Source organism: Zhongshania guokunii, assembly GCF_040892635.1.
Taxonomy (GTDB): Bacteria; Pseudomonadota; Gammaproteobacteria; order Pseudomonadales; family Spongiibacteraceae; genus Spongiibacter; species Spongiibacter guokunii.
On the sequence record NZ_JBFRYA010000001.1, the window covers coordinates 526405 to 546144 of the forward strand.

Annotated in this window: 19 protein-coding genes; 17 read left to right on the forward strand and 2 right to left on the reverse strand. The window is 52.3% G+C overall.

Annotated features, from left to right (window positions below; all coding sequences use genetic code 11):
- Positions 1–10 precede the first annotated feature (10 nt).
- Genes nqrF through nqrM form a run of 3 tightly spaced genes read left to right on the forward strand, consistent with a single transcriptional unit; the run spans position 11 to position 2496 of the window.
- On the forward strand, positions 11–1234 hold the full coding sequence (gene nqrF / locus AB4876_RS02425; RefSeq protein ID WP_368380051.1) for an NADH:ubiquinone reductase (Na(+)-transporting) subunit F: 1224 nt from the start codon (positions 11–13) through the stop codon (positions 1232–1234).
- Positions 1194–2255, forward strand: a complete 1062-nt coding sequence (locus AB4876_RS02430) for an FAD:protein FMN transferase (protein WP_368380052.1) — start codon at positions 1194–1196, stop codon at positions 2253–2255. Before nqrF ends, AB4876_RS02430 begins: the two co-directional genes overlap by 41 nt.
- A 1-nt stretch (position 2256) precedes the next feature.
- Positions 2257–2496, forward strand: a complete 240-nt coding sequence (gene nqrM, locus AB4876_RS02435) for a (Na+)-NQR maturation NqrM (protein WP_008247660.1) — start codon at positions 2257–2259, stop codon at positions 2494–2496.
- A gap of 100 nt (positions 2497–2596) precedes the next feature.
- Here nqrM and AB4876_RS02440 read toward each other — a convergent pair whose 3' ends face one another.
- Positions 2597–3706: a 3-deoxy-7-phosphoheptulonate synthase gene (locus AB4876_RS02440; RefSeq protein WP_368380053.1), complete on the reverse strand. Its 1110-nt coding sequence runs from the start codon at positions 3704–3706 to the stop codon at positions 2597–2599.
- A 134-nt stretch (positions 3707–3840) separates the two neighbouring features.
- Between AB4876_RS02440 and AB4876_RS02445 the strand changes: the two genes are divergently transcribed.
- From AB4876_RS02445 to AB4876_RS02455, 3 genes are read left to right on the forward strand one after another with little or no spacing between them, the layout of a single operon-like run.
- Positions 3841–5088 (forward strand): lipoprotein-releasing ABC transporter permease subunit, encoded by a 1248-nt coding sequence (locus AB4876_RS02445; RefSeq protein WP_368380054.1) that lies wholly within the window; start codon positions 3841–3843, stop codon positions 5086–5088.
- 59 nt (positions 5089–5147) lie between these two features.
- Positions 5148–5852 carry a lipoprotein-releasing ABC transporter ATP-binding protein LolD gene (gene lolD / locus AB4876_RS02450; RefSeq protein WP_368380055.1) on the forward strand — a complete coding sequence of 235 codons (705 nt, stop codon included), beginning with the start codon at positions 5148–5150 and terminating at the stop codon, positions 5850–5852.
- Entirely contained in the window at positions 5852–7072 is a 1221-nt protein-coding gene (locus tag AB4876_RS02455) for a lipoprotein-releasing ABC transporter permease subunit (protein ID WP_368380056.1), read from the forward strand. The genes lolD and AB4876_RS02455 overlap by 1 nt, the downstream gene beginning before the upstream one ends.
- Positions 7073–7182: 110 nt before the next feature.
- Here the strand turns inward: AB4876_RS02455 and AB4876_RS02460 are convergent, their stop codons facing one another.
- Positions 7183–7704, reverse strand: coding sequence for a DUF2062 domain-containing protein (locus AB4876_RS02460; RefSeq protein ID WP_368380057.1), 522 nt, complete (start codon positions 7702–7704; stop codon positions 7183–7185).
- A gap of 105 nt (positions 7705–7809) precedes the next feature.
- On the opposite strand from AB4876_RS02460, the gene AB4876_RS02465 reads away from it, so the two are divergent.
- The 11 genes from AB4876_RS02465 to uvrC all read left to right on the forward strand — a co-directional run bounded on the left by AB4876_RS02465 (position 7810) and on the right by uvrC (position 19714).
- Positions 7810–10197: a DNA internalization-related competence protein ComEC/Rec2 gene (locus tag AB4876_RS02465; protein ID WP_368380058.1), complete on the forward strand. Its 2388-nt coding sequence runs from the start codon at positions 7810–7812 to the stop codon at positions 10195–10197.
- Between the two features lie 64 nt (positions 10198–10261).
- A complete protein-coding gene (locus tag AB4876_RS02470; protein WP_368380059.1) occupies positions 10262–10900 on the forward strand; it encodes a MotA/TolQ/ExbB proton channel family protein in 639 nt (212 codons plus the stop codon).
- Positions 10897–11361 (forward strand): ExbD/TolR family protein, encoded by a 465-nt coding sequence (locus AB4876_RS02475; RefSeq protein WP_368380060.1) that lies wholly within the window; start codon positions 10897–10899, stop codon positions 11359–11361. Before AB4876_RS02470 ends, AB4876_RS02475 begins: the two co-directional genes overlap by 4 nt.
- A gap of 28 nt (positions 11362–11389) precedes the next feature.
- Entirely contained in the window at positions 11390–13189 is a 1800-nt protein-coding gene (gene msbA, locus AB4876_RS02480; protein ID WP_368380061.1) for a lipid A export permease/ATP-binding protein MsbA, read from the forward strand.
- Positions 13190–13195: 6 nt separating this feature from the next.
- Positions 13196–14194, forward strand: coding sequence for a tetraacyldisaccharide 4'-kinase (gene lpxK, locus AB4876_RS02485; RefSeq protein ID WP_368380062.1), 999 nt, complete (start codon positions 13196–13198; stop codon positions 14192–14194).
- A 91-nt stretch (positions 14195–14285) separates the two neighbouring features.
- Positions 14286–15050: a 3-deoxy-manno-octulosonate cytidylyltransferase gene (gene kdsB / locus AB4876_RS02490; protein WP_368380063.1), complete on the forward strand. Its 765-nt coding sequence runs from the start codon at positions 14286–14288 to the stop codon at positions 15048–15050.
- Positions 15050–15535 (forward strand): low molecular weight protein-tyrosine-phosphatase, encoded by a 486-nt coding sequence (locus AB4876_RS02495; protein WP_368380064.1) that lies wholly within the window; start codon positions 15050–15052, stop codon positions 15533–15535. Before kdsB ends, AB4876_RS02495 begins: the two co-directional genes overlap by 1 nt.
- Entirely contained in the window at positions 15535–16542 is a 1008-nt protein-coding gene (gene murB / locus AB4876_RS02500; protein ID WP_368380065.1) for a UDP-N-acetylmuramate dehydrogenase, read from the forward strand. The genes AB4876_RS02495 and murB overlap by 1 nt, the downstream gene beginning before the upstream one ends.
- On the forward strand, positions 16542–17141 hold the full coding sequence (locus AB4876_RS02505; protein WP_368380066.1) for an alpha-ketoglutarate-dependent dioxygenase AlkB family protein: 600 nt from the start codon (positions 16542–16544) through the stop codon (positions 17139–17141). Before murB ends, AB4876_RS02505 begins: the two co-directional genes overlap by 1 nt.
- A gap of 67 nt (positions 17142–17208) precedes the next feature.
- Entirely contained in the window at positions 17209–17853 is a 645-nt protein-coding gene (uvrY, locus tag AB4876_RS02510) for a UvrY/SirA/GacA family response regulator transcription factor (protein WP_368380067.1), read from the forward strand.
- 19 nt (positions 17854–17872) lie between these two features.
- Entirely contained in the window at positions 17873–19714 is a 1842-nt protein-coding gene (uvrC, locus tag AB4876_RS02515; protein WP_368380068.1) for an excinuclease ABC subunit UvrC, read from the forward strand.
- The last annotated feature ends 26 nt before the right edge of the window (positions 19715–19740 follow it).

The window sequence follows — 19740 nt, forward strand, 5'->3', positions numbered from 1 at the left end:
AGAGGAATTAATGAATACAGTAGTTATTCTCGGTGTGGGCATGTTTACCGCGATTGTATTGTCGCTGGTGTGCATTATTTTGTTTGCGCGCTCACGCCTAGTCAGCAGCGGCAATGTCACCATCGAGATCAATGGCGAAAAAACCATTACCGTGCCTGCAGGCGATAAATTATTAAACACTTTGTCTGGCCAGGGCGTGTTCTTGGCTTCAGCCTGCGGTGGCGGCGGTAGCTGCGCCCAGTGTAAGTGTATTGTTAGCGACGGCGGCGGCTCGATGCTCGCTACCGAAGAAGCGCATTTTAGCCCTCGCGAAGCTCGCGAAGGCTGGCGTTTGTCTTGCCAAACTCCGGTTAAGCAAGATATGAAGATTGAAGTGCCAGAGGACGTCTTTGGTGTTAAACAGTGGGAATGTACTGTTGAGTCCAACCCCAATGTGGCAACCTTCATCAAAGAGCTGACCTTGAAACTGCCAGAGGGTGAGAACGTTAACTTCCGCGCTGGCGGTTATGTACAGCTAGAATGCCCGCCGCACCATGTTAAGTATTCGGATTTTGATATTCCGGCTGAATACAAAGGCGACTGGGAGCGTTTTGGCTTCTTGAATGTTGAATCTAAAGTGGAAGAGACGGTTATTCGCGCCTACTCCATGGCCAATTACCCAGAAGAGCGGGGCATTGTTAAGTTCAATATTCGCGCGGCGACGCCACCACCAAATAATTTGGCCTTAACACCGGGGCAGATGTCGTCTTGGGTCTTTAATCTTAAGCCTGGCGACAAGGTGAAGGTTTATGGTCCCTTTGGTGAGTTCTTCGCGAAAGATACCGACGCTGAAATGGTGTTTGTCGGCGGTGGTGCTGGTATGGCGCCGATGCGCTCCCATATCTTCGATCAGCTGATGCGTTTAAAAACCAAGCGCAAAATCACTTTTTGGTACGGCGCTCGCTCTATGCGTGAAGCCTTCTACGTAGAAGAGTACGATAAGCTGGCTGCAGAGAATGAGAACTTTGAGTGGCATTTGGCGCTCTCTGATCCCCAGCCTGAAGATAATTGGACTGGCATGACCGGCTTTATCCATCAGGTCTTGTTTGAAAACTACCTGAAGGACCACGAAGCACCGGAAGATTGCGAGTACTATATGTGTGGGCCGCCGATGATGAACTCGGCTGTTATCAAAATGTTGGAAGATCTCGGTGTTGAACAAGACAATATACTTCTCGATGACTTCGGTGGGTAATTTGCCTCGCAACACAATAAAAGCAGCCTTAGTGCTGCTTTTATTGTTTTTGGTAGGCTGCTCAGCGAAACAAGCGCCATTTTTACAAGTGAATGGCAGTACCATGGGCACCACTTATCACATCACTCTGCGTCAGCCGAGCGATGAGTGGACGGAGCACAGCCTTAAGGAGGCGCTGGACCTGCGCTTGCAGGCGTTTAATCAGCTCGCTTCAACGTACATCCCAGACTCTGAATTAAACCGTTTAAATGACGCGCCGGTGAATGAGTGGTACCCGGTCATGCCCATGCTGTTCGATATCTTAGTATTGTCGACTGAAGTGAGTTGGGTCACAAATGGCGCGTTTGATATTACGGTTGCACCGCTGGTGAACTTGTGGGGCTTTGGGCCCGTTAAACACGAAGGCAAACCGAGTGATGAGGCTGTTGCCAAAGCGCTCGAAACCGTAGGCTTTGGTGAAATTGAGCTGGATATCCTCGATAAAAAGGTGCTTAAGCATAAAGATCTTCACATCGACTTGTCGGCTATTGCCAAGGGCTACGGTGTTGATGTGGTCGCTTTATGGCTGGAATCCCTCGGTACCAAGGACTATTTGGTCGAGATTGGCGGTGAGATGCGCGTCGCGGGCCTGAGTCCGCGCGGCGATCAATGGCGAATTGGGGTAGAGAATCCCGATGTGGAAAACCCAGAAACCACGCCGATCCGCTTAGGTAATATTGGTGTGGCCACCTCGGGCGACTATCGCAATTACTTTGAAGAAGACGGGGTGCGTTACTCGCACACCATTGATCCGAATACAGGGCGGCCGATTAGCCATAATTTGGCCTCGGTTACGGTATTGGACGCCTCTTGTGCTTATGCAGATGCGCTGGCCACTGCGTTTTCGGTTATGGGCGCTGATAAAGCGCTGAAGTTGGCTGAACAAATGGCCATACCGGTTTATATTATAGAAAAGGGCGACGCGGGCTTTGTCCGCCGCTACAGTTCCGCGTTTGCTCCGTATCTGGAGCAGGAGAAATAAAATGGCAACGATATTTGCTGCGTTTTTTGTGATGCTACTGATTGTCGGCGCAATGTCGATTGGAGTCTTAATGGGTCGCAAGCCCATTGCTGGGTCTTGCGGAGGGGTTGGCGCTGCACTGAGCGACCCTGACTATATCTGTGACTTGTGCGGTAATGACCCGAAGAAATGCACCGAGGAAAACGATGCAGCAGCGGCTGCGCGGAATAAATCGAGCACGACGTTTTACGACGCAAGCTGAGATCGCTTAATGCTTGACGGGAGACGATAGACGCTAAGCAATGACAAGCGCTCGCCTTTGAATAGTGAGCGCAGCGAATAAAGGCGTCTCCCGTCTCCCATCAAGCGTCCTGCCAAACAGTAACTCGCTCCAAATATGCCTTCCTCGCAATTTCCATGTCTTTCAAGAACGGCTCTAGTTCATTAAGCGTTAGCGCTTGAGGTCCGTCGACTAGGGCTTTTGTTGGCGCAGGATGAAAATCAACCAACACCATGTTGGCGCCGGCTAACACACCTTGAGCGGTGGCGTGGCAGAGTTCTAAAACTCCGTCGGGGGCGACATCGCGGCTGCCCACCGAGTGGGAGGGGTCGATGCAGACTGGCATTCTGGTTAGTCTTTTCACTGTCGGTACTTGCGCGAAATCCACCATATTGCGGTGGGGGGCGCCAAATTCACTTTTCATGCCGCGCAGGCAAAAAATAACTTGGTTATTACCCTCGCTAGCGAGGTATTCCGCTGCGTTTAGTGATTCATTCAAGGTGATACCGAAGCCGCGTTTAAGTAAGGCGGGGTAGGTGTTTTGGCGGCCGATGGCCTTGAGTAACTCAAAATTCTGAGTGTTGCGGGTGCCGATCTGCATAATCACGCCACAGGGCTTGCCAGCGTCTGCAAGGGCTTGGTCGATTTCCTGCATATGGCTTTCATGGGTCACTTCCATGGCGACAACTTTTATGCCGTATTTACCCGCCAAATCAAATACCCAAGGTAGGCAGCTTTTGCCGTGCCCCTGAAATGCATAGGGATTGGTGCGGGGTTTGTAGGCGCCCATGCGTGTGCAGCTGAGCCCGTTGGCCTGCAGTGCCTTGAGCATTTCTTCGACGTGTTTCGGGTTGTCTACCGCGCATAGTCCAGCAAAAATGTGGAGCGATTCTTGGTCGAAACTCAGGCCCTGATAATGAAATCCACTGGAGCGCTGCTGGTCTTTATGGCGGCCCAGTATGCGGTATTCTTCGGATATGCGGATTACTTTCTCTACCGCCGGTAAACTTTCAATTTCTTCGATATCGAGGGCGTGGGTGTCGCCAAGCAGATAAATCTCCCTGAGATTTTGAAGTTGGCCACTGACCTGATGTTGTCTAATTTTTACGTCTGGCAGTTGCTTAAGGTGGGCCAAGGTTTTGATAAACGCGGGGTCTAACTCGCTGATGTTGGGATGAAGTATTAATAGCATGTAAAACCTCTTATACCGACGCTAATCCAATATTGGTTTAGCGAATACAAATAGCAAAATATGTTTTCTCATAATCCCTATGCTCAATGATAGTATAGGCGCAGATTTTCGACGTGGATTACGATTAGCTTCCTATGGCTGTTCCCCTATTTTTACGCATTGGTATTCGCTACTTTCGGCGCGCCTCGGGCAACGATCGTTTCCTGTCGCTAGTGTCTTGGTTTTCGCTACTGGGCATGCTGATTGGCGTGGTGTCCTTAATTGTGGTCATGGCAGTGATGAACGGCTTTGAACGCGAGCTGCAGCAGCGGGTTTTGTCGGTAGTGCCCCACGGCTATATCGAAGGTCCCCAGCGCCGATTAAGCGATTGGCAGCGCTATGCAGCCACCGTCGAGCAAAATCCACAAGTTAGCGCCGTGGCCCCCTATGTGGGTGGCAAGGCGATGTTGGCCGTATTTAAGCGTTTGCGAGGCGTGTCACTGTACGGTATTGATCCAGAGCAAGAGCGGGGCGTGTCGGCGGTGGGTGAGCACATGGTCGCTGGTGACTACCTTAGCGGCGACGCGGGCCAGTACCAAATCATTATTGGCGATATTCTCGCGCGTCAGCTCGGGGTGAATATTGGCGATGGCGTTACTGTAATTCTGCCTAAGGTGACAGTTACCCCCTTTGGTTTATACCCCCGTGAGAAGGAGTTTATCGTCAGTGGCGTATTCAGTGCCGGTGCTCAGCTCGACGCCACCAGTGCCTTTATTCATATCAGCGACGCTCAGCGTCTGTATCAGCTTGGCGACGATGTTGAAGGTCTTCGTCTGCAATTAACGGATATGTTTGCCGCGCCACATTTACTGCCGGAGCTAGCAGCGCTGCTGCCAGAGGGCAGTGTGGCGGTGAGCTGGAGCGACAGCCAAGGCAGCTTGTTTCAGGCCGTTAAAATGGAAAAGCAAATGGTGCGTTTGCTACTGCTGTTTATCGTGCTCATCGCCGCCTTTAATATAGTCTCTATCCTCAGTATGGCGGTATCTGCTAAACGGGGCTCTATTGCGGTGCTGCGTACTATGGGCAGCACGCCGGGCTCGATTATGGCCATTTTTATTGTTTATGGAATGGCTACCGGTTTAATCGGGCTTGGCTTGGGTTTGCTGATTGGTGTGCCTTTGGCCCAGCATATTGGCGAAGTGGTCGCTTTTTTAGAACAGCTGAGCGGTTTGCAGCTGTTTAATCCCCAGGTGTATTTCATAACGCGTCTTCCCTCCTACTTGCAGTGGTCAGATGTGGCCGTGGTTAGCGGCTTTGCTTTGTTGCTTAGTTTACTGGCTACGCTGTATCCCGCTTGGCAGGCCTCCCGAGTGCAACCTGCGGAAGCTCTGCGTTATGAATAGAATGTATCTGCCTAAATTGTATGTAACTAATCTGTCTATGAACAAAGAGTGTCGTATTTATGCATAATCCCAGCACCCCAGAAGATTCGGTTCTGGCCTGCCGCAATTTACATAAAAGCTTTGTTCAGGGCCCAGAACAGCTGACGATTTTGAACGATATTAATTTGGATATCGGTCGCGGCGAGCGGATTTCGATTGTTGGTCCCTCTGGCGCGGGTAAAACTACCTTGCTGCATATGTTGGGCGGCTTAGACACCCCATCGCAGGGCAGTGTGCTGGTGCGGGGCAAGGATATTGCGCAAATGAATGATCGTGAGCGCAGTCGCTTGCGCAATCGCGAGTTGGGCTTCGTTTACCAGTTTCATCACTTGCTCGCAGAGTTTTCGGCGCTCGAGAACGCGGCGATGCCGCTGCTGATTGCCGGTGAAAAGCGGGCGCAGGCCTTTGCAAAAAGCATTGAACTGCTAGAGCGGGTAGGCCTTGGTCATCGCCTGCAACACCGTCCGGCTCAGTTGTCTGGCGGTGAACGTCAACGAGTGGCGATTGCGCGGGCTTTGGCGAATAGCCCCGCCTGCGTGTTGCTGGACGAGCCAACCGGTAATTTGGATGGCGACACGGCGGCGTCGGTACAAGCATTATTGCTGGAATTAAATAGAGAGCTGCAAACCAGCTTGGTCATTGTCACCCACGACATGCAGTTGGCGCACCGTATGGATCGAATTCTCACCCTTGCTGATGGCCGACTGCAGGAGACCGCAGCCTGATGCGTTCACTGGCAGTGTTTATTGGCCTGCGCTACAGCGCCGACCGCTCAGGGAATCAGTTGGTATCGTTTCTGTCGCGGCTATCTATGGTGGGCTTGGTCCTTGGCGTAGCGCTATTGGTTACGGTGTTGTCGGTGATGAACGGCTTTGATCGAGAAATGCGCAATCGGATTTTAGCGCTAGTGCCGCATATTAGCCTGCAACCCTGGGCGTCGGGCACCACCGATTGGCAAACCTTACAAAACGATGTTGAGCGCCATCCAGCGGTAATGGCCACGGCGCCGTTCGTGCAGGGCAGTGCCATGTTGATTAAGGGCGGTTTGGTCGAGCCTGGCTTATTTTACGGTGTAGAGCCGCTCGCGGAAGCCAAGGTGTCCAATATTCGGGATTACGTTGATTTAAGTATTTTGAGCGCAGACAGCAAAAATGTAATCCTTGGCAAGGCACTGGCCGAGCGCCTCGGGGTTGAGCAGGGCGAGCGGGTCACGCTGGGCGTGCCTCAAGCCACCGGCAGTCAGAATGTGCGCTTTGTGCAAATGAAGGTGGCCGCGCTAGTCGCGACCGGCACCGAGCTGGACCAACAGATGGTCCTGATGCACATCGATCAAGCGAGCAAGCTATTTGTGGAGCCGCCGTCTGTGTCGCTGCGGGTGACGGTTAACGATGTGTTTGAAGCGCCGCAAATAGCCTGGGAGCTAGCCTCGGTGCACGGCCGAGATTTTATGCTCAAGGACTGGAGTCAGCAGTTTGGCAATATGTATCACGCCATTCAAATGTCCCGTCGTCTCGTGGTGATTATGTTATTGGCCGTGGTTGGGGTTGCAGTATTTAATGTGGTTTCGACCTTGGTTATGGTCGTAAATGACAAGCGCGCCGATATTGGTATTTTGCGTAGCCAGGGTGCTAGCCAGGGCGATATTCTGCGGATTTTTCTGAGCTATGGCGCGGTGATCGGTGCGGTAGGTGCTGTTGCTGGCGGTGTGCTTGGGGTTTTGTTGGCGGCGGTTATTGGCGATGTGGTGGCGGGTGTGGAAAGCTTCTTTGGCTTAAAACTGCTGCAAAGCGATGTTTACCCCATTAATTATTTACCCGCCGATATTCGTATTCCGGATGTGTTGGCGGTGTGTGGTCTGGCCTATGCGATGAGCTTATTGGCAACGATATACCCAGCGTGGCGGGCCTCTCGGATGGCGCCCGCAGAAGCCTTACGCAATAGTTAATCTGAAAGAAAATAGCTCGAACGCGAGCGGCTTCAATAAGGTAAGGTTATATTTTTCAATAGGTTGAAAGTGTTTATTGAGAGTGCTGATGAGGCTTTTTTGCTGCTTGCTTAAGGCTTGCGGCGGCTTTCTTGGCGTTTGCGCCAGCGCCGAATAACGTGAACACGCCATAAAACATGAATGCTGGCGGCGCCAACTAGGCCCGCTAGCAAGCCGGTGAGGAAGCAACCAACTAGCATCGGCCGCCACAAATACGTAAATTCTTCGGCTAGCCATGTCCACGACAATTCAAAATGGAAGGAGTTGGGTGGTACACCCATTACCATTGCGCCAAATTTATAGGTAAAGTAAAAAATAGCAGGCATGGTGATCGGGTTAGTGATCCAGACCAGCATCACCGAAATTGGTAAGTTTGCGCGGAAGACGATGGCGGCGAGGGCGGCAAGAAGCATTTGCGTAGGTATAGGCACAAACGCAATAAACAGGCCTAGAAAAAACGCCAAGCTCACAGAGCGGCGGTTTAAATGCCAAAGATTGGGGTCGTGTAACAGACTGCCAAAAATACGAACCGAGGGGTGCTCGCGCATTTTTTCCGGCGTCGGTAACCAACGTTTAAATAATTTACGAGCCATCCGCTCAATTCTAGTTCACATGTGTGACAGTTAAAATGTATCCAGCCGCATGCCATAGCACACGGAGCGGCGCCATTATGCACGTATCGAACGGGGTACTCCAGCATGTTGTCATGGATGACAGCGGCAATTGCGGCAATTGTCGCGGTAGCTTTTGCGCCCAGCCTGCCGCCACCGCCATTTCTGGTGGGAAGCGCATTGGCCGGATTTGGTTTCTGCCTTTTACTGCCGTTGCGTATTCGCTGGCCGCTTGTAGCTTTTTTATTGGCGGGCGGTTACGCCTGTGGCTACGGTTATTGGCGCAACGCCGAACTTTTGCCGGTCGCCTTGGAAGGTAAAGATTTGGCCGTTAAATTGCGTGTGTTAAACGTACCCGAACAGCGCTTTGCAAATCCCCCGTATTATCGTTTTGACGCGGTATCACTCGGTCCACTTAGCTGTAGCGATCATGGCGATCAAGGTTGTAATTCGGTGCAGCTTCCACGGCGGCTGGGCCGCCTGCGCCTTAATTGGTATGGCGCCGAGCCACCGGCATTGGGTGAGCTTATCAGTGCTGATGTGCGCTTACGACGTCCTCATGGCTATCGCTCGGCCGGCGCATTTGATTATGGTCGCTGGTTATTTGTGTCGGGTTACTCGGCGATCGGCTATGTGCGCAATCCAGATACGACGCCGCGCTTATCCGGCGCAGGGCTTTCTGCAGCAATTCTGCGTCAGCAGTTGATTGCTGCGCCCCTGGCCTATATCAGCCAATACCGTCATGGTTCTGTTATGAATGCCCTGTTATTTGCCGATCGCAGCGCGATCAGTTTCACTCAGTGGACACTGTTTAGCCAAACCGGCACCAGTCATTTAATGGCTATTTCCGGTATGCATATTGCGATGGTACTGGCTTGGGGCTGGTTTTTTGGGCGCCTCATGGCTTTGTTGGGGCTGCGCTCTTATTTAAACGCGCCGGTATTCGCCTTCAGTTTTGCGCTGGTATATTCGGCAATGGCAGGCTTTCCGGTGCCGACCCAGCGCGCCATGCTCATGGCGGCCACCGCATTGCTGGCGTATAGCTTGCGCCGCCATATTTCCCGCTGGCAGGGTTATTTGGCGGCGATGCTCTTGGTGCTGGTGCTAGACCCACTTGCGGTACACCAAATTGGCTTTAGCCTGTCATTCGCGGCGGTTGGCGTATTGTTGTGGGCTTATCAAGGTCAGCGTCAGCGCAATTCGTTAAGTCTGTTGCACTCACAATGGGTGGTGATAGTGGGGCTGTTGCCTGCGCTGGGCTTATGGGGCTTTGGCTTTAGTGCCCTGAGCCTACCTGCTAATTTGGTGGCTATTCCGCTGGTGGGGCTAGCTATACTGCCCGCCTTATTCGGCGGATTAATACTCTATCCAGTACTGCCTTCATTGGCTGCTCACGTGTTCTCGGTAGCAGATACCTTGCTCGATATTTTGTTCAAAGTCTTGGTTTGGCTGGCAGATTGGTTGTCATTAGTTCATTTTAACCCGCCATGGCCGGCGCTTATTTTGGGCTTCATTGCCGTCATGATTTTACTATTGCCGAGGGGGGTGCCGGCCAAATGGTTGGCAATCGTTCCTTTGTTGGCCTTGTTTTGCTGGCCAGTTCCGCGGCCAGCAAAAGGGGAGTTGTGGCTAACGGTACTGGATGTTGGTCAGGGTTTGGCGGTGTTGCTACAAACTCGCACCAAGACTTTGCTTTACGATGTGGGCCCGGACTTTAACAGTGGCTTTAATACCGCTGATGCGGTGGTGATTCCCGCTCTGCGCAAGCTTGGGATCGATCGCCTCGATACGCTGGTACTGAGCCATGCAGACCGAGATCACGCCGGTGCGGCCCCAGTACTGATGGAAAAAATGGCAGTGAATAAAGTGTTTTGGGGCGAGCGACTTAGCGGTTTGGCCGTACCTAGTGAGGAATGCGCACGTGGGCAGCGTTGGCATTGGGATGGTTTTGTATTCGAGTTCTTGGCTGGTGGTCGCAATAGCGGCGTGAAAAAAGCAATCGGTAACAATAGTTCCTGCGTGCTGATGGTTAGGGCGGAAGCGCGGGGTAGGGGGCTAGCGCTAATTACCGGTGATATCGAGGCTGATATCGAGCGACAGCTGTTAAGGCCAAATAGGCAGGTGGGCCTTGCTACGGGGGATGCAAAGCAAAATGGTCTGCAGGCCTCGGTGTTAATTGCTCCTCATCACGGCAGCAATACCTCGTCGACTAACGCGTTTATAACAGCGGTTGCGCCAAGCGAGGTGGTATTTTCGGCAGGCCTACACAATAGCTACGGCCACCCGACTGCTGGGGTCCGCAAGCGATATGCTCTACACGGCAGCCGCTGCTGGCACACAGGTCAACACGGTAGCATACAGTTTCGCTATCAAGATGGGCTGCTTACCGAGCTAGGCCCAGTCCGCGCGAGGCAATATTACTGGGAGGGAGCTTTAAATCCAGAAATATGCGCCAAATTCAAATCCGCGGGCTGATTCACTTCTTACCTTGGCCATCACTCCGTATAATGCACGCACATAAAAATTGTAGGATTGTGATGTGCTGGAACTGGTGAAAGCGGGCGGCTGGTTAATGCTGCCAATTATATTGTCTTCAATTATCGCGCTGGCTATATGTGTAGAGCGTTTTCTAAAATTAAACCCCGACAAGGTGGCGCCTCGCAATCTGCTTAACCAAGTCTGGGGTTGGCTGCAAAATAAACAGCTCGACGCTGATAAATTGCGCGAATTGCGCCGCGGCTCACCCCTCGCGCAAATCCTCGCCACCGGGCTGGCCAACGCCAAATTCGGTCGCGACATCATGAAAGAGAGCATCGAAGACACCGCCTCTCATATCATTCACGATCTCGAACGCTACTTAAACGCCCTTGGCACAATTGCCGCAGTTGCGCCGTTGCTGGGGTTATTGGGTACCGTGTTAGGTATGATTCGAGTTTTTACCGAAATAATGGTGCAGGGTACCGGCAACGCTGGGGTTTTAGCTGGCGGTATTTCTGAAGCGCTGATTACTACGGCATCAGGGCTTTGCGTGGCTATTCCCGCCCTAATTATGCATCGCTATTTTTTGCGCCGGATCGATGAGCTGGTAGTAAGGATGGAGCAAGACGCAATGAAGCTAATCAACGCCATGCACGGTGAGGTCCAAATTAAAGACGGCGCGGCGGGTAAAAAGTCGTGAAATTTAAACGCCAGCGCATGGACGATAGCGGGGTTAACTTAACCCCGCTGATCGATGTGGTCTTTCTGCTGCTAATTTTCTTTATGGTGTCGACCACGTTCACCAAAGAAAGCCGTCTGAATTTAGAGCTGCCGAGTGCTCAGGGCGAGCCGGCGCGCCAAGAAAATAAAGTTTTAGAAGTGGTGATTGATGCCAGCGGCCACTACCGGGTTAATGAACAAGCATTGCTTGATCACACTGTAGAATCTTTAATGGCGGCAATGCGTGAATTGGCCGGCAGTGACAGTGAGCTGCCGGTAATCATTACTGCAGACGCCAATAGCCCCCACCAATCGGTTATTACCGCAATGGATGCAGCCGGTCGGCTTGGCTTTGCCAAATTAAGCTTAACGACGCAAGATCCGAATTTAGCAAGCCCTGACGCAAATACTGCTGATCTAAACAGCACTTCTGCCAAGTAATTTTTAACATCAGGAAACACCCTGCACTATGAGTAATAATAAATCTGATCTCGTTATTTACGGACGCTTACTGAAATACGTATTGCCGATGTGGGTGATGTTTTTATTTAGTGTGCTGGGCTTCTCCCTGTATTCAGGCGTACAGGTCTTACTTGCCGATATGATGCAGCTGATAGTTGATTATATTGGCGGCAATATGGTGCCGGGCGACGGCGGCATGTCGGCAAGATTTATGTGGGCACTGGGCGGTAAAGACTTTGTGTTAACCGATGCGCGGCTGTGGATTGTGTTAATGATGGTCGTGCTTGGCGTGTTGCGGGGCATGGGTTACTTCGCCGGTAATTACTTTATATCGATTGTTTCGCACAGCCTAGTTCACAATTTACGCTGCGAATTGTTTAAAAAAATGCTGCATATGCCAAGTAGTTATTTTGACCAAAACTCCACCGGCATGATGATTTCTAAGATCACCTTTAACGTTGAACAGGTAACCGGCGCGGCGGTCAATGCCACTAAAGTGGTGCTGCGCGAAGGTACTTTTGCGTTAGGACTTATAGCCTATTTGCTGTACACCAACTGGAAACTCACCATGGTGTTTTTCCTCGCCTTGCCGCTGATTGCCGTTACGGTTTACTGGGTCGGAAAGCGGTTTCGCAAGCTCAGCAAAAATATTCAAAATGCCATGGGTGACGTCAATCAGGTCACCAATGAGTCGATTGGCGCCTACCGAGAGATTCGCCTTTACGACGGCGTTGCCTATGAGAGCGCACGCTTTTTAGAGGCCAGCGGCCGCAATCGCAGCCAAAACATTAAAATGGCTTACTACAACGCTATCAGCCCCTCGGTAATTCAGTTTCCGGTGGTGGTCGCAACTGGAGTTCTGGTGTGGATCGCCCTTGGTCTGGGGGGAGAAATGTCGCCGGGTGCCTTTGTCGCCTATTTGTCGGCAGCGCTATTTTTACCTAAACCGATGCGGCAGTTGGCCGATGTGAGTAGCACTATTCAAAAAGGCTTGGCAGCAGCAGAAGATATATTCGAATTTATCGACGCGGAGCAGGAAAAAGACAAGGGCAGCTATCATAGCGATACCACTCGTGGTGAGATTGAAATTCGCAATCTTAGCTTTGCCTACAATAGTGACAGCGATTTAGTGCTGCGCGACGTAAATCTAAAGGTCGCGGCGGGTAAATCCCTGGCACTTGTGGGCCTGTCTGGCTCAGGGAAATCGACTTTGGTGAGTTTGTTGTCGCGTTTCTACGAACATGAAAAAGGCGATATACTGCTCGACGGCGTGGATGTGCGGGATTATCAACTGGCCAATTTACGCGACAAAATGGCCCTCGTTACCCAGCAAGTTACCCTGTTTAACGACACCATTTTCAATAATATTGCCTATGGCAAAATGGCCGGTGCCAGCCGTGAAGATGTTCGCGCGGCTGTTGAGGCGGCGCACGCCAGCGAGTTTATCGATCAGCTTCCTAATGGCCTCGACACCATGATTGGTGAAGACGGGGTAATGCTGTCGGGTGGTCAGCGCCAGCGTTTGGCGATTGCGCGTGCTTTCTTAAAAGATGCGCCAATTCTGATTTTTGACGAAGCTACCTCGGCGCTGGATAACCGCGCTGAGAGCCATATTCAAAAAGCCATGGAAGAAGTCATGAAAGGCCGCACCACCATTGTTATCGCCCATCGTTTGAGCACTATCGAAATGGCCGATCAGATCGTGGTAATGGAGGCTGGGCAAGTTAAGGAGCAGGGCAGTCACCAAGAGTTACTCGCGCTAAACCAGCGTTACGCTCAGCTTTACCACAAGAATTTTGAGGAATAAGCCAGCGTGGCGCTGGAGCAGAAACTCAATCGCGCGTGGTACGGCAAGCCGGGCTTACTTCGGACATTGCTTCCCCTCGAATGCCTATACCGAGGGGTAGCCGCTGCCCGTCGTCAGCTCATTCGCGGCCATTCCTGTGGCGCGCCGGTCATTGTCGTCGGCAATATTTCAGTGGGCGGCAGTGGTAAAACTCCCGTGGTATTGGCTTTGGCTGAATATTGCCAAGCGCAGGGCTTTCGGGTGGGTATTGTCAGTCGCGGTTATGGTGGCCGAGCGCCAGAATATCCGTATTTGCTTACTAGTAACTCTGGTCCTGCCGAGGCGGGAGATGAACCCTACCTAATGGCTAAACGCAGCGGATTGCCGGTTGCAGTGGCGCCAGACCGTCTCGCTGCGGCGCAATTATTAGTTAGCCAAAGCGGCTGTAATCTCATCATTAGTGATGACGGCCTCCAGCATTATCGTTTAGCGCGAGATATCGAAGTATTAGTGATCGACGGCGAGCGCGGCTTTGGCAATAGCCACTGCCTGCCGGTTGGTCCGCTGCGGGAGCCGCGGTCGAGAGCCCGCGATATTGCGCTGCGTATTATCAACGGCGGCGACACCCAAAATAATTCCGGCTTAGGTGGTCATGCTATGCGCCTAAAGGGCACGGTGGCGGTGAACTTGGCAACGGGTGAGCAGCGCGCTTTGGCCGACTGGCCCGCAGCTGAGCGCCGGGTTCATGGCCTTGCCGGTATCGGCAACCCTCAGCGATTTTTCCGCAGTCTGCGCGCTGCCGGTTTTGATGTTATCGAACATGCTTTTCCAGACCACTATCCCTATGCCGCGGGGGATTTACAGTTCACCGAAGCACGGCCGGTGTTGATGACCGAAAAAGACGCGGTTAAGTGTCGACATTTTAGTTTGGATCAACACTGGATGCTGCCGGTAAACGGGGTGATCGACGATGAGTTTTATAAAAAATTGCAGTCTCGTTTGGCAGAATTTAAAGCTAAGCGCTAAGGTTTTGTTGCCGGTGCATTAGTTTGATTCACCGCGAAGCACATATAACAGCAACGATTGACCACGAGAATTGATTTAACTTGGAGTTTCCATGTCTTACACCGTAATTATCCCCGCACGTTTCGCGTCGAGTCGTTTACCTGGCAAGCCCCTGTTGGATATTGTCGGCAAACCGATGATTCAGCACGTGTGGGAGCGGGCTTGCGAAAGCGATGCCAGTCGTGTGGTCATCGCAACTGAAGATCAGCGGGTATTTGATGCCTGCCAAGGCTTTGGCGCCGAAGTAGTGATGACCTTGGCCAGTCATGAGTCGGGAACTGATCGCCTGCAAGAAGTGGTGAGCCATTTGCAATTAGGTGCCGACGAAATCGTGGTGAATGTGCAGGGCGATGAGCCGCTGATCCCCAAGGCTGCGATAGCACAAGTAGCGGCTAATTTGGCCGCAAACGCTGGCGCAAGTATTGCTACCTTGGGCGAGGCGATTGACGATATTGAGGTGGTATTTAACCCCAATGCGGTGAAGGCAGTTGCCGATATTCAGGGCTACGCCCTGTATTTTAGCCGCGCGCCCATGCCTTGGTGTCGTGATGAATGGGCCGGGGAGGACGTTAAGCTTCCGAGTTCGGCACCATTTTTGCGCCATATTGGCATTTACGCCTACCGAGTGGGCTTTTTACATCAATTCGTAAGCTGGCCGGTGGGCACGTTAGAGCGCTTTGAGAAACTGGAGCAGTTGCGGGCCATGGAGAACGGGGTGCGTATTCATATTGCCGAGGCCTGTGTGGCAATACCAGGCGGTGTTGATACCGAGGCAGATCTGCAATTGGTGCGCGACATTGTCGCGGCGGGTCGCTAATGGGTTGCAGTGTACTGTTTGTGTGCTTGGGCAATATTTGTCGTTCACCGACCGCGCATGGCGTGTTTCAAAAAATGGTGAGCGATGTTGGGCTTATGGATGAGATTCAAATTGATTCCGCTGGCACCGGCGACTGGCATATTGGTCGCGGCCCAGACCCGCGCAGCCAAGCGGCCGCGCAGAGCCGAGCTTACGATTTGTCTGCGCTCAGGGCAAGGCAGGTCTGCGCTGAGGATTTTCAAAAATTTGATTATATTTTGGCCATGGATAACAGCAATCTACAGGATTTGCGGAAAATGCGCAGTGCCCAAGACACCTGCCATTTAGGTCTGTTCCTCGATTTTGCTAGCGCTTCTGCTGTACGTGAGGTACCTGATCCATATTACGGCGGCGAAGGCGGCTTCGATGAGGTGCTCGACCTTGTGGAAGATGGCGCTCGCGGCTTGCTGGCGACAATTCAGCGTAAATTGGCGGAGCAGGGCTAATGGATATTAAGCGCCATGTCGATCTGCAGCCCTATAATACCCTTGGGGTCAGGGCTAAGGCTGATTATTTTGTTGAAGTGAGCAGCCTCGAGGAGTTGTGCGAGGCGATTCAATTTAGCAGTAGTCGGCGGCTGCGACGGGTGTTTATTGGCGGCGGTAGCAATCTGGTACTGCGCGGCGATGTGCAGGGATTGGTTATTCACGTCGCTTTGCTCGGCATTAGTTGCGAAGCGCTCGGCGACGAGCGTTTTATTACGGTGGCGGCGGGGGAGAACTGGGATGCCCTTGTTAAATACTCGCTGGCGCAGGGTTGGTATGGTCTAGAAAATCTCATCTCCATTCCAGGCTCGGCTGGAGCGGCACCGATTCAAAATATCGGCGCTTATGGCGTGGAGCTGGCCAATGTACTAGTCTCGGTTACCGGCTGGGATGTGGCGCTTAACAGCCTACGCAACGTCAGTTTGTCTGATTGCCACCTGAGCTATCGCGACAGTGTGTTTAAGGGCGCACTGCGTGACACTTTTATAATTACCGCCATCACCCTGCGCCTGCAAACAAGCCCTGCGCTTGAACTAAGCTACCCCGCACTGCGCGAGGCGCTGCCAGCAAATTGCAGCCCCACACCCGAAATTGTCGCTGAAACTGTGGCGCGAATTCGCGCCGAGAAGCTGCCAGATTTTCGTCTAGAGCCGAATGTGGGCAGCTTCTTTAAAAACCCAATCATTACAGCTAATCAGGCCAAGGCACTCCTTGCTGAATATTCAGAGTTGCCCCATTGGTCGATGCCTGAGGGGCGCGTCAAACTGGCGGCGGCGTGGCTGGTAGACCAAGCCGGCTGGAAAGGGCGGCGCCTAGGCGCGGTGGGTATTCATCCCCGCCAAGCGATTGTACTGGTTAATTATGAGGCGGCCAGTGGTGGTGAGGTGCTGGCGCTGGCTAGCGCTATTCAAGCTGATGTCAGCGCGCGCTTTGGCATTGGTCTTGAAATTGAGCCTCGCATTTACTGATGTTTTTTGGTCCCGAGCATATTCCACTAGAAAATGGCGGGCTTAGCTACTACCCGCAGTATATCGACGATCCCGACACTCTCTACCAACTGCTGCGCGACAATACCCCATGGCAGCAGCCGGTGTTGGAGGTGTATGGGCGTCGGCATGTAAGCCCACGGTTAGTGGCTTTTATTGGCGATGTCGGCGTCAGCTACCGCTATAGCGGATACCAACATATAGCCCAGCCATGGCCAGATGTTCTCAGCTCCTTGCGTGACAAAATTGTGATTGATACCGGCTATGAGTTTAATTGTGCGCTGCTAAATTATTATCGCGATGGCAATGACTGCATGGGCTATCACAGTGACGACGAGGCCGTGTTAGGAAGCGATCCCTGTGTGGCGTCGCTGAGCATAGGTTGCCCTAGGGATTTTATGCTCAAGTCAAAAATAAATAAGCGCCCAGCGCAGAAAATTAATCTCGCCTCGGGCTCCTTACTATTAATGCTACCGCCAACACAACGCTATTGGCAGCATGCGCTACCAGTGCGTAAAGGGCTAAGCCAGGGCCGAATTAATATAACCTTTCGCAAAGTGCTATTATCGCCACAGGATTAAACCACAGCAGGCTGGTTAGGCCGAGATTGCAGTGGTATTGTGACAAGCATTGGATGCGAGAATATACATGATTACAGTTTTAGTTGCCGACGATCACGCCATGGTGCGTACCGGGATTGTGCGAATGCTCGACGACGCCGATGGCATCTCTGTTATCGCGCAAGCAGCAAGTGGCGAAGAAGCCATTAGTAGCTGTCGAATTTTAAGCCCCGATGTAGTATTAATGGATGTGCGTATGCCGGGTATTGGCGGCTTGGAAGCTACCCGTAAGCTGCGTTTAGTGTCGCCAAAAACCCGTATTATCGCCCTCAGTGCCTACGATCAAGAACCCATGCCTAGCCGCCTCCTAAAAGCCGGTGCCTCAGCTTATGTAACCAAGGGTGCGTCAGAGGAAGAAATGGTGCTAGCTGTGCGGCAAGTGGCTAAAGGTCTGCGCTACTTAAGCCCCAGTGTCGCCCAGGCGATTGCCTTAAAAGGGTTTGACGGCGACGCAGAATCGCCGTTTGAATCGTTGTCTGAGCGCGAAATGCAAATCAGCTTGATGATTGCCAATTGCCAGAAGGTGCAAGACATTGCTGATCAGCTGCATATTTCTGCCAAAACCGTAAACAGCTATCGCTATCGGGTTTTTGAAAAACTCAATATTGGTGGCGATGTTGAATTGACCTTATTGGCCATGCGCCACGGTTTAATCGAGTCCCCAGGCGCTTAACTGTCGCCGTCGCAATACTATGACTGATACTGAATTAAAGCATTTCGACTCCGCCATTTTTTTAAAAACTGTTACGGCCAAGGCGGGGGTCTATGTGATGCTCAATGCGGCGGCCGAGGTTTTATACGTTGGCAAGGCCAAAAACCTTCGCAAGCGCCTGAGCAGTTATTTCCGCGCTAGTGGTTTAACCACAAAAACAGTGGCTCTTGTTGGCCGTATTCACGATATTGAGGTTACCGTCACGTCCAGTGAGCGGGAAGCGCTGCTGCTAGAGCAAAATCTCATAAAGCAGTACAAACCACCCTATAATATTCTGCTTAGAGACGATAAATCTTATCCCTATATTTATCTCAGTACCGACCACGAGCACCCGCGCCTAAGCATTCATCGCGGCCGCAAAACTGGCAAGGGCCAATATTTTGGACCCTACCCCAGCGCCGCCGCAGTGCGCGAAAGTTTGAGTTGGCTGCAAAAAGTTTTTCGGGTGCGCCAGTGCGAAGACAGCTACTACAAAGGTCGGAGTCGGCCCTGCCTGCAGTATCAAATTGGTCGCTGTTCGGGGCCCTGTGTGGGCGTGGTTAGCGATCAAGAATATGCCTTAGATGTTAAGTATACTGAATTGTTTTTAAAGGGAAAAAGCTCGGATATACAGGCCGATTTGGCCAATCAAATGGAGCGCCATGCGGCGGCCTTAGAATTTGAGCAAGCCGCCGAGCTGCGCGATCGAATAGCCCATTTGCAGCAAGTGCAGTCGACCCAATGTATTGAGGGCGAAACCGGCGACATGGACATTCTTGGTGGTGTTATGGACGGCGGCCAAGTGTGTATTCAACTTGTTTGCGTACGCGGCGGTCGAGTGCTGGGCAGTCGCAGCTACTTCCCTAAAAGCCAGCTGGAAGAGCCCTTGGTGATGCAGTTAGAAGCCTTTGTGGCACAGCACTATCTAATTGGCAGCGGCGCTAGCGATATTCCACGGGAAATTATCAGTAATATTATGCTGGACGACAGCGACCTGCTGGCCGCCAGCCTAAGCGAGCAGGCCGGGCGCCAAGTATCACTTAGCCACAAGGTGCGCAGCAATCGCGCCAAATGGCAAAATTTAGCGCTGACCGCCGCCGAACAAAATCTCAAGAACCGTCTCGCGTCGTCGGCCAGCAGTCTGAAACGTTTTAAAGCCCTGCAGGAGGTTTTGGGCTTAGAGGCCTTGCCTGAGCGCCTAGAGTGCTTTGATATAAGTCACAGTAGCGGAGAGGCCACGGTGGCTTCCTGCGTGGTGTTCGACGGCAACGGCCCGCTCAAATCCGATTATCGTAAAATGAATATCGATGGCATTGCCCCTGGCGACGATTACGCGGCAATGTACCAAGCCCTTAGTCGGCGCTACACGCGCGTAAAAGCCGGCGAAGTGCTCATGCCCGATATTTTGTTTATCGACGGCGGTAAAGGGCAGCTGACTCAGGCCAAAACCGTAATGGCAGAGCTGGGTATTGAAGATTTACTTATGGTTGGGGTGGCGAAGGGCAGTGATCGGCGGGCCGGTTTAGAAATACTCATTCGCGGTGACGACGGCCGTGAAATCAGCTTGCCTGACAATAGTCCAGCCCTGCATTTAATTCAGCATATCCGTGATGAGTCCCATCGGTTTGCCATTACTGGCCATAAAGCTCGTCGCGACAAAAGCCGACGCCAGTCAACGCTAGAGGGGATACCTGGGGTCGGGGCCAAGCGACGCCGAGAACTGCTCCGGCATTTTGGTGGCTTGCAAGGGGTTAAGCAGGCAGGAGTGGAAGATTTGCGACGGGTGCCGGGTATTAGCGAAAAAATTGCCCTGCAAATCTATGAAGACCTGCGCAGCGCCTAGAAAACGAATAGAATAAGCCCTGCTGC

Excerpts from the sequence above, each read along its gene's own strand:
- AB4876_RS02445 (WP_368380054.1), top strand. The coding sequence starts at position 3,841 with ATGGCTGTTCCCCTATTTTTACGCATTGGTATTCGCTACTTTCGGCGC.
- AB4876_RS02495 (WP_368380064.1), top strand. The coding sequence starts at position 15,050 with ATGGGTTGCAGTGTACTGTTTGTGTGCTTGGGCAATATTTGTCGTTCA.
- nqrM (WP_008247660.1), top strand. The coding sequence starts at position 2,257 with ATGGCAACGATATTTGCTGCGTTTTTTGTGATGCTACTGATTGTCGGC.
- kdsB (WP_368380063.1), top strand. The coding sequence starts at position 14,286 with ATGTCTTACACCGTAATTATCCCCGCACGTTTCGCGTCGAGTCGTTTA.
- msbA (WP_368380061.1), top strand. The coding sequence starts at position 11,390 with ATGAGTAATAATAAATCTGATCTCGTTATTTACGGACGCTTACTGAAA.
- AB4876_RS02465 (WP_368380058.1), top strand. The coding sequence starts at position 7,810 with ATGTTGTCATGGATGACAGCGGCAATTGCGGCAATTGTCGCGGTAGCT.
- murB (WP_368380065.1), top strand. The coding sequence starts at position 15,535 with ATGGATATTAAGCGCCATGTCGATCTGCAGCCCTATAATACCCTTGGG.
- lolD (WP_368380055.1), top strand. The coding sequence starts at position 5,148 with ATGCATAATCCCAGCACCCCAGAAGATTCGGTTCTGGCCTGCCGCAAT.
- AB4876_RS02460 (WP_368380057.1), bottom strand. The coding sequence starts at position 7,704 with ATGGCTCGTAAATTATTTAAACGTTGGTTACCGACGCCGGAAAAAATG.
- AB4876_RS02505 (WP_368380066.1), top strand. The coding sequence starts at position 16,542 with ATGTTTTTTGGTCCCGAGCATATTCCACTAGAAAATGGCGGGCTTAGC.
- AB4876_RS02440 (WP_368380053.1), bottom strand. The coding sequence starts at position 3,706 with ATGCTATTAATACTTCATCCCAACATCAGCGAGTTAGACCCCGCGTTT.
- AB4876_RS02455 (WP_368380056.1), top strand. The coding sequence starts at position 5,852 with ATGCGTTCACTGGCAGTGTTTATTGGCCTGCGCTACAGCGCCGACCGC.
- nqrF (WP_368380051.1), top strand. The coding sequence starts at position 11 with ATGAATACAGTAGTTATTCTCGGTGTGGGCATGTTTACCGCGATTGTA.
- uvrY (WP_368380067.1), top strand. The coding sequence starts at position 17,209 with ATGATTACAGTTTTAGTTGCCGACGATCACGCCATGGTGCGTACCGGG.
- uvrC (WP_368380068.1), top strand. The coding sequence starts at position 17,873 with ATGACTGATACTGAATTAAAGCATTTCGACTCCGCCATTTTTTTAAAA.